The sequence below is a fragment of the Agromyces molybdatiresistens genome, assembly GCF_052748445.2.
On the sequence record NZ_CM188258.1, the window covers coordinates 1,568,848 to 1,581,401 of the forward strand.

Genomic DNA, 12,554 nt, shown 5'->3' on the forward strand with positions numbered 1-12,554 from the left:
CCCTCGGTGCGGGGCCCTGTTCGTCGACACGATGAGCGGGGCCCCGACCCCTCCACCAGAACCGAAGGAACCGTCCCCGGCCGAGCCCGCAGCAGCGGCATCCGGGGCGGAACGGAAAGGCAGGCCATCATGGCCGATCCGCAGCGGGCCAGGAAGATGGCCGACCGCATCAAGGAGATCGTCGCGCGACGCCTCGACAAGGGGCTCCGCGACCCGCGCCTCGGGTTCGTCACGATCACCGACGTCCGCGTCACGGGCGACCTGCAGCACGCGAGCATCTTCTACACGGTGTACGGCACCGACGAGGAGCGCCGCGACTCGGCGCTCGCGCTCAAGGCCGCCACGGGGATGCTGCGGACCGAGGTCGGCCGCAACATCACGGCCCGACTGACCCCGACGCTCGAGTTCATCGCCGACGCGATCCCGGAGAACGCGCAGCACATCGAGGAACTCCTCCGCGAGGCGCGCGAGCGCGACGCGGAGACGTCCGCGGTGGCGGCGTCGGCGCAGTACGCCGGCGACGCCGACCCGTACGTCAAGCCGCGCGAGTTCGACGAGGACGACGAGCAGGCGACCGAGTCCGCCTGATCGGGGTCTCGACACGCGCTGTCCGCGGGCTCGACCACCGGCGGGTGGGCGCCGTCGGCGCTACCCGGCCGTCGGTGCGCCGACGCTGCCGAGCAGCGCCTCGCGCGCCTCGGCCATCCGCGCCCGGAGCGCGGCGATGAACGCGACCGCCGTCGGCTGGCGCAGCGCCTCCGGCCGGCACACGAGCCAGTAGGGCAGGCGCTCCTCGACCTCGTCGGGCAGGAGCCTGACCAGGTCGTCGTGCGCGTCCGCGAGGAACGCCGGGAGCAGTCCGTACCCGGCCCCGGCCCGCGTCGCGGCAACGTGCACGTACACGTTGGTGCTCGCGACCGCGTCGACCATGCCGCGCGTCGAGCGGCGCGCCTCGTCGAGCGCGTCGACCTGCAGCATCGACTCGATGAAGTACACCAGTGGCGCGCCCTCGAGGTCGGCCGTCGATGACGGCACGCCGTCGCGCGCGAGCAGGGCGCGGCTGGCGTACAGGCCGAGCACGTAGTCGCCGAGGTGGATCGCCTCGGCGCGCTGCACGTGGGGCCGGCCGACCACGACCTCGAGGTCGACGCCGACGCGCTGCTGCGCGGCGCGGCGCTGCGCCGTGACGATCTCGAGCGAGACATCCGGATGACGCTCGCGAAGCGCCGCCATGGCGGGTGCCGCGATGAACCCGCTGAACCCGTCGGTCGCCGAGAGCCGCACGATGCCGGCGAGGGCCGGCGCGTCGTCGGGGGAGAGCCGTCGCATCGCCCGCTCGACGTCCTCGGCGGCGGCCAGCGCATGCTCCCCGAGCGGCGTGAGGACCCAGCCGGCGGCGCCGCGGGAGAGCACGTGACCCCCGAGCGCCTGCTCGAGCGCGTCGATGCGCCGGGCGATGGTCGTGTGATTCAGGCCGAGCCGCTCGGCGGCACTCGTGAACCGCCCCTCGCGGGCGACGGCGAGCAGCACGATGAGGTCGTCGGCGCTCGGCGAGCGGCGCGGCGGGGCGGATGGCACGATCTGCAGTTTCGCACATCGCGGTCGCGGATCTCGGCATTGGTCTGCAGAAGAATGCACGCCAGACTCGGGCGATGACGCGAGCCGCGTCACCCCCTCCCGTTCCATGCAAAGGAGCATCGAATGACCCAGGCACCCGCACGGGACGCCGCCGCGAGCCCCACGACGTCGGGCCTCCGCCGCGTCGTCACCGCGTCGATGGCCGGCACCGTCGTCGAGTGGTACGAGTTCTTCCTCTACGCCACCGCCGCCACCCTCGTGTTCGGCACGGCGTTCTTCCCGCCGTCCGACGACCCGTTCGCCGGCATCATCGCCGCCTTCCTGACCTACGCGGTCGGATTCATCGCCCGGCCGCTCGGCGGGATCGTGTTCGGCCACCTCGGCGACAAGTACGGCCGCAAGTCGATGCTGCAGTTCAGCATCATCCTCATCGGCGTCGCGACCTTCCTCATCGGCTGCCTCCCGACCTACGCCCAGATCGGCCTCGCGGCCCCGGCGCTCCTGGTGCTCCTGCGATTCCTGCAGGGCTTCGCGCTCGGCGGCGAGTGGGGCGGCGCGGTGCTCCTCGTCGCCGAGCACAGCCCGTCGGAGCGCCGCGGCTTCTGGGCGAGCTGGCCCCAGGCCGCCGTCCCGGTGGGCAACCTGCTGGCCACGCTCGTGCTCTTCGTGCTGAGCTCGACGCTGTCGGACGAGGCCTTCCTCAGCTGGGGCTGGCGCGTGGCGTTCTGGCTCTCCGCGGTCATCGTGCTGATCGGGTGGTACATCCGCACCAAGGTCACCGATGCGCCGATCTTCCTCGAGATGCAGGCCGAGCGCGACGCGGCGAAGGCGACGAGCTACGGCGTCCTCGAGGTCATCAAGCGCTACCCGCGCGGCGTCGTCACCGCGATGGGCCTCCGCGTCGCGGAGAACATCCTCTACTACGTCGTCGTCACGTTCTCGATCGTGTATCTGACGAAGGTGGTCGAGGCGAGCACGGCGAACACGCTGCTGATCCTCGTCGCCGCGCACCTCGTGCACTTCGTGGTGATCCCCGTCGCGGGCAACCTCTCCGACCGCTTCGGCCGGAAGCCGGTCTACGCGACCGGCGCGATCCTCGGCGCGACGTGGGCGTTCTTCGCGTTCCCGCTGATGGACACGGCGAACCCGATCGTCATCTGGGCGGCCATCTCGCTCGGACTGGTGTTCCACGCGCTCATGTACGCCGCGCAGCCGGCGATCATGGCCGAGATGTTCCCGACGCGCATGCGGTACTCGGGCGTCTCGCTGGGCTACCAGGTGACCTCGATCTTCGCCGGGTCGCTGGCGCCGATCATCGCCACGAGCCTGCTCGGCCGGTACGGCTCGAGCGTTCCGATCGCGATCTACGTCGCGATCGCGTGCGCCATCACGCTCGTCGCGGTCGCGGCGGCTCGCGAGACCCGCGGGCTCGACCTGCGCGACGTGGACGCCGCCGACCGCGCACGGACGGAGTCGGCCGCGACCGTCGGCTGAAACGGGTCCGGCCGTCCGAGCGGCCGGGACCGGAGCGGATGCCCCGGGGCCGACGCCCCGGGGCATCCGCTCGCCCGCGCAGCACGCGACCGGTCCGACGGCCCTGTCAGGGCGAGGGAGCGGGCGGTACACTGCGGGCGTCGACGCTACCCGGTCGATGACCCGGAGAGGTGATCGCCGCATGCCGGCGGGAGGAGAGCGCATGTCGAGTGCCGCACGGCCGGTCATCCTCGTGGTCGCACGGGATCCCGGCGCGCGAACCTCCGTCGTCACGGAGCTCGAGCGCCGCTACCGCGTCGACTACGAGGTCGTCGCCGCGCACGACGAGCAGGAGGCCGCCGAGCGCATCGAGTCACTCGCCGGGGAGGGGGGCCAGCTCGCGCTGATCCTCGCCGACCGCGCGGGCGACCTCGACGGGCGGACCGTGTTCTCGCGCGCTCGGCGCTGGTTCCCCGACGTCCGGCGCGGACGCCTCATCGAGTGGGGCCAATGGGGCGATGCGGCCGTCCGCGAGGAGATCCTCTCGCTGATGGCCGCCGCCGAGCTCGAGTACTACGTCATCCGGCCGTGGCACTCGCCCGACGAGTACTTCCACCGCACGATCACGGAGTTCCTGCTCGAGTGGGAGCGCTCGATCGGCCTGCGGCCCAGAGAGGTCGCGGTGATCGGAAAGGCGGGGATGCCGCGCACGCACGAGCTGCGGAGCCTCCTCGCCCGCGGAGGCGTGCCGCACGAGTGGCTCGAGCCCGATTCGGAGGCGGCACGCGAGCGGCTGGCGGCGATCGGCGTCGAGGACGAGGTGCCGGACGTCCCCGTCGTGCTGCTGATCGACGGCCGCATGCTGCGCGACCCCGGCAACGCCGAACTCGCCGCGGCGTACGGGCTCACGACGACGCTCGACGGCGAGGCCGACGTGGTCGTCGTCGGGGCGGGCCCGGGCGGGCTCGCGGCGGCGGTGTACGCGGCCTCCGAGGGACTGGACGTGCTCGTCGTCGAACGCGAGTCGATCGGCGGGCAGGCGGGATCGAGCTCCCTGATCCGGAACTACCTGGGGTTCTCGCGTGGGATCTCGGGCTCGGAGCTCGCGCAGCGCGCGTACCAGCAGGCCTGGGTCTTCGGCGCGCGCTTCGCGCACGCCCGCGAGGCCGTCGGCATCGAACGGGACGGCGAGGGCTTCCGCGTGCGCGTCGCCCCGGAGGACTGCATCCGCTGCTCGTCGATCGTGCTGGCCACCGGGGTGTCGTACCGACGCCTCGACGTCGAGGAGTTGAAGCCCTTCGAAGGCGCCGGCGTCTACTACGGCGCGTCGGCGATCGAGGCGCAGGGCATGGCCGGTCGCCGGGTCACGATCATCGGCGGCGGCAACTCCGCCGGGCAGGCGGCGCTGCACCTCTCGCGGTACGCGGCCTCCGTCACCGTGCTCGTCCGCGGCTCCGGCCTCGCGGCCAGCATGTCCCAGTACCTCATCGACCAGCTCGACGCGCAGGGGGTCGCGGTGCGCACGCGCGCCGAGGTCGTCGGCGGTGGCGGCAACGGCGTGCTGGAGCGCATCAGGGTGCGCGATCGCGACACCGGCGAGGAACGTGTCGAGGAGTGCGGCGGGCTCTTCGTGCTGATCGGCGCGGCGCCACGCACCGAATGGCTGCCGCCCGAGATCCTGCGCGACCGCTGGGGGTACGTGCTCACCGGGCCCGAGGTCGTCGCCGAGGGCGAGCGGGCGAAGTGGCCGCTCGAGCGCGAGCCGTTCCCGCATGAGACGAGCGTGCCGGGCGTGTTCGCCGTGGGCGACGCGCGTCGCGGCTCGATCAAGCGCGTCGCGTCGGCGGTCGGCGAGGGGTCGGTCGTCGTGTCGTCCGTCCACCGGCGGCTCGCCGAGGTCGAGACGGGCACGGAGGAGCCGGCGGCGGCGGCGACGCTCGGGGTCGGACCCGCATCGGATGCGGGTGCGGACGCCGGCGCAGCCCCCGCGACGATGCGGCGGGGCGCGGAGGCGCCGAAGTCGTGACCGAGCCGGCGCCCGGCACCGGTCCGGCGGCACCGCCGCCGACCCCCGGACGCATCGCCTGGACGATCGTGCTCCTCGCGATCCCGCTCGCCGGGCTCGCGCTGCTCATCGCCCGACCCGCACTCGACCTCGAGTGGGAGCACCAGCCGACCCACTTCTGGCTCGTGCTCGCGGCGGGCGCGATCAACGCGGCGCTCGCATGGGCGGTCGCCGCTGCGGCCCGGCTGCGGCGCGACGCGCGCCTGGTGCTGGTGTCGCTGTCCTTCCTCGCCGCCGCCGGATTCCTCGCGTTGCACGCGCTCGCGACGCCGGGCGTGCTCCTGTCGGGCAGCAACACCGGCTTCCAGCTGGCGACGCCGGTCGGCCTCACCGTCGCGGCGGGGTTCGCGGCGTGGTCGAGCGCCGACCTCGACGGGGAGCACGGCGCGCGGGTGCTCCGGCTCGCGCCGTGGCTGGTGACCGGACTCGTCGCGGCGATGCTCGTCTGGGGCGTCGTCTCGCTCCTCGAGGTCGGGCCGCTCGCGGCCGCGCCGCCGGAGCGGATGACGATCCCCTTCGTGCTGCTCGCCGTCGTCGGCCTCGCCTGCTACACCGTCGCGGTCGTCAGATACCTCCGGATGCCGCGGCACGCCGCCTCGCCGCTGCCGCTCGCGTTCGCCTCGGCCTTCACGCTCCTCGCCGAGGCCGAGATCGCGGTCGTCTTCGGTCGCAACTGGCACCTCTCGTGGTGGGAGTGGCACGTGCTCATGCTCGCGGCCTTCGTCGTGATCGTGATCGCGGCGCAGCGGTCGTGGAGGGAGGAGCGCTGGGCGGGGCTCTACACGCGCGACACCGCGGCCGGCGAACGCGAGGTGTCGGTGCTGTTCGCCGACCTCGCGGGCTTCACGCACTTCTCGGAGGGCCACGATCCGGCCGAGGTCACCGCGACGCTCAACGCGTACTTCACGGACGTGATCCCCCCGCTCGTGGAGCGTTTCGGGGGCCGGGTCGACCGGCTGATCGGCGATGCGGTCATGGTCGTCTTCGAGGATGCCGCGGGCGAGGCGCCGCATGCCCGACGCGCGGCAGGCGCGGCGCTCGCGCTGCAGGCGGCGGCGGCGACGGTGCAGGCGGCCCATCCGGACTGGCCGCGGTTCCGCGTCGGCGTGAACTCCGGCGTGGCGAACGTCGGCATCCTCGGCACGGGCGGCGGTCGCACGTACACCGTCATCGGCGACACCGTGAACGTCGCCTCCAGGCTCGAGGGGACCGCGCCCGTCGGCGGGGTCGCCATCGGCGCCGGCACGGCCCGGCGACTGGGCGGCTCGGCGACCCTGCGCCCGCTCGGCGCGCTCACCGTGAAGGGGCGCACCGCGCCCGTCGAGGCGTTCGAGCTCGTCGGCCTCGACGAACCGTGAATCCTCGTCGGCGCCGGAGAAGGTCGGGTGCGCCCGATCCGAGCGCCGTTCGCATCCCCGTCGCACACCGCCGGGGTACGATCCGGCCCCGGTGCGTGGATAGAGTCTCCGCATGGGGGCACGGGGACGACCGACGCGTCACTGGACGGATTCAGACTCGGCGATGTGGCGGACGATCCACATCTTCGACGACCTGCGACACCAGCGGGTGCCCGAGTACCGGGTGCCGACGTCCTTCGCGATCGACCCGGATGAGCTGGCATTCGTCGCTGGGCCCGTGCAGGTGGACGCCATGCGGGCCGACGGCGACGGGAGCTACGTGCACAGTTCGACCATCGCCTTCGGGACGGGCCCGGGGGGATGGGCACTCGCGGCCGGCAGCATCGCCGGCTCGGCGATCGCCAACGCCAACCGGCGCGCGAGGGCTCTGGCCGACGCACGCGTGACCTGGCGGCCCGAGTTCGGCGGGGGCATCACCGTGACCAATCGCGGCTTCTACCTGCAGACGCAGACCGGCATCCACCGATGGACCTGGGACAGCATCGATCTCATGCAGATCGAGGAGTTCAACGTCCTCGTGCTGCAGGGGCGCTCGACCGGCGGACCCGTCACGTGGCGGATGGTGAGCCACTGGTCCGAGCTCGTCTTCCTGCTGTGGGCCGGCACCCGTCATCCGCAGCATCCGCAGTTCGCCGCGCAGTCCTGGGTTCCGACCGGATGGACCGAATGGGCGGCCTCGATGGGGTATCCGCCGATCGCCACCGCCGACGGAGCGAACGAGCTCGCCTGACCGACTCCGCACGCGGAGGCGTCCCGCACGTCCGAGCCGGGCCGATCCGGAGCGAACCGCTCCGCGGTCAGGACTCCGGCAGGGCGAACCCGCCGTCGACGCGGACCGCGAGTCCGTCGGCGACGAGGCCGTCGATCGCGCGGGCGAGGCGCTCCGGGTCGGTGACGACGTCGGCGAGCTCGTCCCTCGGAACCGGCCGGTGGGCGCTGCGGAGCTCGCGCATCACCATTCCGCGGGCCTGCCGGTCGCTGCCCTCGAATCGGGCCTGCCGCGTGCGGCGCGGACCGTCGTAGGCGGGGTGGCCGGCCGCGCGCCATGCGCAGACTGCGGCGATCGGGCACTCGTCGCAGTGCGGCGCACGGGCGGTGCACACCGTGGCGCCGAGTTCCATCGCCCCGGCGTTGAACGTGCGGGCCGCAGCGGGATCGTCGGGCAGGAGCGCCGACATCGACGCCAGTTCCCGTACGGTCGCGGGCGGGCCGGCCTCCGCGACCCCGTCCACCGCGCGCGCGATGACCCGCCGGGTGTTCGTGTCGACGACGGGGTGGCGTTCTGCGAACGCGAAGGCGGCGATCGCGCGAGCGGTGTACGGGCCGACGCCCTGCAGCGCGAGGAGCGAATCGAGGTCGCGCGGCACCTCACCGCCGTGCCGTTCGACGATCTCGGTGGCCGCGCGGTGCAGCCACAGGGCCCGGCGAGGGTAGCCGAGCCGGTCCCACAGTCGGACCGCCTCCGCCGGCGGCGCTGCGGCGAGGTCCGCCGGCGTCGGCCAGCGCCGCATCCACTCCTCCCACCGCGGCTGCACGCGGGCGACCTGCGTCTGCTGCAGCATGAACTCGCTGACGAGCACCGCCCAGGGGGAGATGTCGGCGGCCCGCCAGGGGAGTGGGCGCGCGGCGTGCGCGAACCATCGGTTGACGGCGTCGGCGATCGCGCCCTCGGGCGCTGACTCCGCGTGCGGCGCGAGGGTCGGCATCCGTCCAGCGTACGTCGGCGCGGGCCGCCGCCGCCCGTCGTGCGGGGACGGCCCGCCCTCGCGCGATCGCCAGCCGCCGGTCGACGCGGCCGAGCCCGCCGACGTACGCTCGGAGCATGCGCCTGGTCACCACGCCTCGGGTGGCGTTCCTCCGTGGAGTCGCCGACGAGTTCCTCGCCCGCACCGGCCGGGGGCGGGTGATCGTCGCCATCGACGGGCCGCTCCGCAGCGGCAAGACCGCGCTGGGCGACGACTTCGCCGACGTGCTGCGCGAGCGCGATCTCGCCGTGTTCCGCGCGAGCGTCGAGGATTTCCACCGGTCGCGCGAGGCGCAGGCCGAGTACGGGCCCGACACCCCCGAGCGCTACTGGCGCTACGGCATCGACGAGTCGCTGCTCGAACGGACGCTCGTCGAGCCGTTCCTGATGGCGGGGTCCACCGCGTTCGTCACGCGCGGGTTCGACCTCGCGCGGGATTCGTGGGTCGAGCCGAAGTGGCGCACCGGCCCCGCCGACGCCATCCTCGTGCTCGACGGGCGCTTCCTGCTGCGCGAGCGGCTGCGCGAGCGGTGGGACGTCGCACTCGCGGTCGACGGCGAGCCGACGGATGCCGCGGACCGCATCGCGTACGCGTCGCGCGATCCGCGCGAGGTCGCGTCGATCGTCATCGACCTCGCGGATCCGGCCCACCCGCGGCGCGGCACCGCCGGCGGCGCCGGCAGCGATGACGGCCCCGCCGACGAGGCGTGGGCCGAGGCGGCGGGCACCCGGCACGACGGCGACTGACGACCCGGGCCTGCAGTCCGCCGCGCCCGCGGCGCTCAGCCGGCCGGCGCCGAGCCGGATCCGGATGCCGCGGCCTCGTCGTATGGCGGCGTGGCGCCGGGTTCCGTGCCCGACCGGCCCTCCCGGCGACCTCGCCGCACGAGCCGGCGCAGGACGAGCCCTGCCGCGGCGACCACGACCGCGACGACGAGCGGCGGCACCACGAGTTCGGGCATGGTGACCGCGGAACGGAACACGCCGAGCGCGGCGTCGAGCAGTCCCTCGGGCTCGCGGAGCAGCACGCGGCTCCCGGCCGCGTACGTGACCGCGGTGATGAGCGCGGGACCGATCCAGAGGACGACCAGCGCCACGGCGGCCGCGATGACGCGCCCGACCGTGCCGAGGCCGCCCCACGCGATCGCGGCGCCCACGAGCACGGCGGGCAGCCAGCGCAGCACGAAGAGCGCGGGTCCCGCCTCCGGCCCGGCGAACGCGGGCTCGGGGATGAGCAGCCCGCCGAGCCAGGTCGAGGACGGCACCGCGGCGATCGCGAGGCCGATGACGGCGCCGGCGCGCGGCGCGGCAGCGATGAGGATCATCACGAACGCGCCGATGAGGTTCGCGAGCACCGCGACGGCGACGAGGGCCGCGAGGTAGAGGTCGGACTCGAATCGGTCCTGGAGGCCGTCGCGGACGGCGACCGTCGTCTGCACGATCGCCGTCACCTGCACGACGAGGAGCCCGACGAGCACCCAGGCGACGCCGAAGCGCCGCTGGAGCGGCCGCGTGGCCCGTGCGGCGATGCCGGCGAACGCGGCGCCCACGATGAGCAGCGCCGCGATCGTCGAGAGGAAGTACTGGCTGAACGGCAGGAGCACGAGCGGGTACGCGTCGGGCAGGTCGTCCGTCGCCCAGAGGTTCTGGAGCGGGAGCCGCATGCCCCCGACCAGCCACGGCAGCAGCCCCACGACCGCTGCGGCCGCGCCGACCAGCAGGCAGAGCCACCACCGGACGGGACGGGAGGCCGTCCCACCGCGGTCGGAGGCCGCGCGGCCCCGGCCGGGCTCGGTCGCTTCGGTCGCTTCGGTCGTGTCGGTCGCTTCGGTCGCGGGGACGTTCTCGTAGGGTTCCACGTCGGCTCGCTTCGGTCGGTCGGTCGGGTCGGATGCAGGTGCACCCTATCCGCGTCGGCCCGCCGACGCGCCGCTACGCGCCGTCCGTCCGCAGGACCGCGACGACCCGCTCCGGGGGCAACGACGAGCCGGACGCCTCGACCTCGTGCACGAGCGCGACGAGGGCGCGGTTGACCGGCGCGCCGAGCCCCGCGGCATCCGCCTCCCGCACGACCGCGCCGTTCAGGAAGTCGACCTCGGTCGGCTGCCCGCGGCGAAGGCTCTGCTGCGTCGACCCGAGGTTCGGCACCGAACCCATGCGGACGCGCATCGACCACGGCAGCAGCTGGCCGGCCCACAGCGGGAGGCGGGCGAAGAGGCGCAGGCGCCGGTTCCCCAGCCCCTGCAACGAGCCGAAGCGGATGCCGCGGGCCACGCCCACGCGCACGCACTCGCGCATCGATGCCGCGACGACGCGGCGGAGCGCCGGGTCGTCGATGACCTCCTGCACGCTCCGGCCGACGATCGCGGGCACCGCGTTCAGCATGTTGACGACGAGCTTCGTCCACTGCGCGCCGCGGAAGTCCGACACGGCGACGATCGGGACGGCCTCGGAGAGCATGGCCGCGATGCGCCGCACCTCCTCGTCGGGCGGGCCGTCGCCGCGCCCGAGGTAGCTCGCCGCGGTCGTCGTCACCCGCACCGCGCCGGGCTCGGTGTAGTTCGCGGCGATGATCGAGAGCATCCCCATGCACGACGAGCGGGGGAGCAGCCGCTCGGCGGTCGCGACGCCGTCGAGGCCGTTCTGCACGACGACGACGGGCACCCCGTCGATCGCGGCGCCGTTCGCGACGATCGCCGCCGCGGCATCCTGCGCCTTGGTGCACACGAGCACCAGGTCGGGCCGCTCGGTCAGGCGTTCGCCGGCCGCAGGGTGGACGTGCGCGTCGCCGTATCCGCCCGAGAGCCGGATGCCGCCGTCGCGGATCGCCTCGAGGCCCGCGCCGCGGGCCGTCACCTCCACGTCGTGCCCCGCGCGCGCGAGCAGCGCGGCGAACGTGCCGCCGAGCGCGCCCGCGCCGATGATGCCGATCCTCACCGCACCAGCGTAGGGCGACCGGGCGGGCCCGGCCCCTCGGCGCTGTTAGCCTGTACGGCGTGAACAGCGGCATCCTCCTCGTCGACAAGCCGCAGGGGATGACCAGCCACGACGTCGTCGCCCGCGTGCGTCGCCTCGCCGGGACCCGCAAGGTCGGCCATGCCGGCACGCTCGACCCGATGGCGACGGGCCTGCTCCTCCTCGGCGTCGAGACGTCCACCAGGCTCCTGCATCACCTCGTCGGCCTCGACAAGGAGTACCTCGCGACCGTGCGCCTCGGCTGGGGCACGACGACCGACGACGCCGAGGGCGAGGCGCTGCCCGCGGCGTCCGCCGTCGCCGTCGCCGCCGTCTCGCGGAGCGCCGTCGAGGCCGGCATGGCCGAGCTCACGGGCACGATCGACCAGGTGCCGAGCGCCGTCAGCGCCGTCAAGGTCGACGGCAGGCGCGCGTACCAGCGCGTGCGCGACGGCGAGGAGGTGGCGCTCGCGGCGCGCACCGTGACGGTCTCGGCGTTCGATCTGCTCGCCCTGCGCGAGGGCGACGGATGGCTCGACCTCGACGTGCGCGTCGCCTGTTCGTCGGGCACCTACGTGCGCGCGCTCGCACGCGACCTCGGCGCCGCGCTCGGCGTCGGCGGCCACCTGACCGCCCTCCGCCGCACGCGCATCGGGCGGTTCGACGTCGCCGAGGCCGGCGCGCTCGAGGGGCTCGACGTCGCCGCGGCGCGCCTGGCCCCCGCCGACGCCGCGCGGCGCGCGCTGCCGTCCGTCGAGATCGGCGCCGACGCGGTGCGCGACCTCCGCCACGGCAAGCGCATCGACGCGCCGGCCGCGACGGCCGAGCTCCCCGGTGGCACCCCGTTCGCCGCCGTCGGACCGGGCGACGTGCTCGTCGCGATCGTCGAGCGACGAGGCCCGCAGCTCAAGGTCGTCACCGGGTTCCCCGCCGAGGAGGGCGCATGATCGAGTGGTTCGCCTTCGTGCAGGTCGCGGTGGCGGTCGTCGCCGGGCTCCTGTGCATCGTGCTCGGCCTCGCCGGGCGGGTGCCGAACGACCTCGTCCTCGGCTCGCTCGCGCTCGTGGAGCTGCTGCTGATCGGCCAGGTCGTCGTCGCGCTCGTCGCCCCGGCGGCGGGCAATCCGCCCACCGGCAGCCTGCTCGAGTTCTGGGTGTACCTCGTCAGCGCCGTGCTGGTGCCGCCCGCCGCGGCGTTCTGGGCGCTCGTCGACCGGGGCCGCTGGGCGACCGTCGTGTGCGGCGTCGCGGCGCTCGCGGTCGCCGTCATGGTCTACCGCATGCTGCAGATATGGACCGTGCAGCAGGCGTGAGGCCCGGTC

12 protein-coding genes are annotated in these 12,554 nt (G+C 74.2%); 8 read left to right on the forward strand and 4 right to left on the reverse strand.

The genetic code is table 11. The features are described 5' to 3' along the window. The first annotated feature begins 129 nt into the window (after positions 1–129). A complete protein-coding gene (rbfA, locus tag ACULK2_RS07115) occupies positions 130–588 on the forward strand; it encodes a 30S ribosome-binding factor RbfA (protein WP_445969225.1) in 459 nt (152 codons plus the stop codon). A gap of 60 nt (positions 589–648) precedes the next feature. On the opposite strand, the gene ACULK2_RS07120 is transcribed toward rbfA, so the two are convergent. Next, a complete protein-coding gene (locus ACULK2_RS07120; RefSeq protein WP_445969224.1) occupies positions 649–1,578 on the reverse strand; it encodes a LysR family transcriptional regulator in 930 nt (309 codons plus the stop codon). A gap of 123 nt (positions 1,579–1,701) precedes the next feature. Here ACULK2_RS07120 and ACULK2_RS07125 point away from each other — a divergent pair, with 123 nt between their 5' ends. From ACULK2_RS07125 to ACULK2_RS07140, 4 genes are all read left to right on the forward strand, one after another. Next, complete coding sequence (locus ACULK2_RS07125; RefSeq protein WP_445969223.1) at positions 1,702–3,072, forward strand: MFS transporter; 1,371 nt, start codon at positions 1,702–1,704, stop codon at positions 3,070–3,072. A gap of 202 nt (positions 3,073–3,274) precedes the next feature. Then, complete coding sequence (locus tag ACULK2_RS07130; protein ID WP_445969222.1) at positions 3,275–5,077, forward strand: NAD(P)/FAD-dependent oxidoreductase; 1,803 nt, start codon at positions 3,275–3,277, stop codon at positions 5,075–5,077. Continuing rightward, the gene (locus ACULK2_RS07135; RefSeq protein WP_445969221.1) at positions 5,074–6,474 is read left to right on the forward strand and encodes an adenylate/guanylate cyclase domain-containing protein; all 1,401 of its coding nucleotides are present in this window, start codon (positions 5,074–5,076) and stop codon (positions 6,472–6,474) included. Before ACULK2_RS07130 ends, ACULK2_RS07135 begins: the two co-directional genes overlap by 4 nt. Positions 6,475–6,586: 112 nt before the next feature. Next, complete coding sequence (locus tag ACULK2_RS07140) at positions 6,587–7,264, forward strand: hypothetical protein (protein ID WP_445969220.1); 678 nt, start codon at positions 6,587–6,589, stop codon at positions 7,262–7,264. 67 nt (positions 7,265–7,331) lie between these two features. Here ACULK2_RS07140 and ACULK2_RS07145 read toward each other — a convergent pair whose 3' ends face one another. Further along, a complete protein-coding gene (locus ACULK2_RS07145; protein ID WP_445969219.1) occupies positions 7,332–8,240 on the reverse strand; it encodes an iron-sulfur binding domain-containing protein in 909 nt (302 codons plus the stop codon). 116 nt (positions 8,241–8,356) lie between these two features. Between ACULK2_RS07145 and ACULK2_RS07150 the strand changes: the two genes are divergently transcribed. Next, positions 8,357–9,025, forward strand: a complete 669-nt coding sequence (locus tag ACULK2_RS07150) for a nucleoside/nucleotide kinase family protein (RefSeq protein WP_445969218.1) — start codon at positions 8,357–8,359, stop codon at positions 9,023–9,025. A gap of 35 nt (positions 9,026–9,060) precedes the next feature. On the opposite strand, the gene ACULK2_RS07155 is transcribed toward ACULK2_RS07150, so the two are convergent. Both ACULK2_RS07155 and ACULK2_RS07160 read right to left on the reverse strand, forming a co-directional pair. Further along, positions 9,061–10,137 carry a hypothetical protein gene (locus ACULK2_RS07155; protein ID WP_445969217.1) on the reverse strand — a complete coding sequence of 359 codons (1,077 nt, stop codon included), beginning with the start codon at positions 10,135–10,137 and terminating at the stop codon, positions 9,061–9,063. 73 nt (positions 10,138–10,210) lie between these two features. Next, positions 10,211–11,215 (reverse strand): ketopantoate reductase family protein, encoded by a 1,005-nt coding sequence (locus tag ACULK2_RS07160; protein ID WP_445969216.1) that lies wholly within the window; start codon positions 11,213–11,215, stop codon positions 10,211–10,213. Between the two features lie 59 nt (positions 11,216–11,274). Between ACULK2_RS07160 and truB the strand changes: the two genes are divergently transcribed. Beyond that, on the forward strand, positions 11,275–12,180 hold the full coding sequence (gene truB, locus ACULK2_RS07165; RefSeq protein ID WP_445969215.1) for a tRNA pseudouridine(55) synthase TruB: 906 nt from the start codon (positions 11,275–11,277) through the stop codon (positions 12,178–12,180). Beyond that, positions 12,177–12,545 carry a hypothetical protein gene (locus ACULK2_RS07170; protein ID WP_445969214.1) on the forward strand — a complete coding sequence of 123 codons (369 nt, stop codon included), beginning with the start codon at positions 12,177–12,179 and terminating at the stop codon, positions 12,543–12,545. Before truB ends, ACULK2_RS07170 begins: the two co-directional genes overlap by 4 nt. Positions 12,546–12,554 lie beyond the last annotated feature (9 nt).

Excerpts from the sequence above, each read along its gene's own strand:
- rbfA (WP_445969225.1), top strand. The coding sequence starts at position 130 with ATGGCCGATCCGCAGCGGGCCAGGAAGATGGCCGACCGCATCAAGGAG.
- ACULK2_RS07125 (WP_445969223.1), top strand. The coding sequence starts at position 1,702 with ATGACCCAGGCACCCGCACGGGACGCCGCCGCGAGCCCCACGACGTCG.
- ACULK2_RS07130 (WP_445969222.1), top strand. The coding sequence starts at position 3,275 with ATGTCGAGTGCCGCACGGCCGGTCATCCTCGTGGTCGCACGGGATCCC.
- ACULK2_RS07140 (WP_445969220.1), top strand. The coding sequence starts at position 6,587 with ATGGGGGCACGGGGACGACCGACGCGTCACTGGACGGATTCAGACTCG.
- ACULK2_RS07145 (WP_445969219.1), bottom strand. The coding sequence starts at position 8,240 with ATGCCGACCCTCGCGCCGCACGCGGAGTCAGCGCCCGAGGGCGCGATC.
- ACULK2_RS07150 (WP_445969218.1), top strand. The coding sequence starts at position 8,357 with ATGCGCCTGGTCACCACGCCTCGGGTGGCGTTCCTCCGTGGAGTCGCC.
- ACULK2_RS07170 (WP_445969214.1), top strand. The coding sequence starts at position 12,177 with ATGATCGAGTGGTTCGCCTTCGTGCAGGTCGCGGTGGCGGTCGTCGCC.